Source organism: Mesoflavibacter sp. CH_XMU1404-2 (assembly GCF_037029465.1).
GTDB lineage: Bacteria > Bacteroidota > Bacteroidia > Flavobacteriales > Flavobacteriaceae > Mesoflavibacter.
In genome coordinates this window covers 148,672-149,512 of the sequence record NZ_JAYMEM010000030.1, presented here as the reverse complement: position 1 = coordinate 149,512, position 841 = coordinate 148,672, and the positions used below count along the sequence as shown (strand labels likewise).

The 841-nt window shown below is 43.9% G+C and carries 1 pseudogene; it reads right to left on the bottom strand.

The window, feature by feature from the left end:
* Positions 1–841 (bottom strand): annotated as a pseudogene (locus WA327_RS14375) (hypothetical protein); the annotation flags it as partial.

Below are 841 nucleotides of genomic sequence, written 5' to 3'. Positions count from 1 at the left end.
ATCACAATCTAATGCTTGGTAGGCTGCGCTTGTTGTTGTGTAATCTTGTAAAGTTACATCGTATGAACATGGATCTTCTGAGTCTGTACCGTTGCCATCATCGATGCCATTTCCGTCTGGATCTACTTCTGTTAGGTTTGTAACTCCATCGCCATCACAGTCTGCTAATGCCCATGCACTTGTCGTATCTGTTAAATCTACATTTGTAACATCTGCATCTACACATGGATCGTTTGGATCGGTATCACTACCATTTGGTGTGCCATCGCCATCACAATCTGCTGCATCCCATACTGGACCGCCTTGTGTTAATGTAACATCTGCTGCGTTGTAATCACATGGATTATTCCAATCTGTTCCGTTTCCGTCATCAATACCGTTTCCATCTGGATCAATCTCATCGCCATTGGTTACACCATCGCCATCACAATCTGCATTTGCAAAAACTGCATTTGTTAAGTCTTCATCGCCTACAGTACCATCATCTTCACATGGATCTTCTGGATCTGTACCATTGCCATCATTGATGCCATTTCCGTCTGGATCTAATTCCATTCCGTTTGGTGTTCCGTCTCCATCACAGTCTGCTGTGTACCATGCGCTTGTCGTATCTGTTAAGTCTACATTTGTAACATCCATATCCACACATGGGTCGTTTGGATCGGTATCACTTCCGTTTGGTGTTCCATCGCCATCACAGTCTGCTGTTAACCACGCTGATGTTGGCGTTAAAGTAACTAAGATTGGATCGTAATCACATGGATCTTGTTCGTCTGTTCCATTACCATCATCGATGCCATTTCCGTCTGGATCAATCTCATCGCCATTGGTTACACCATCA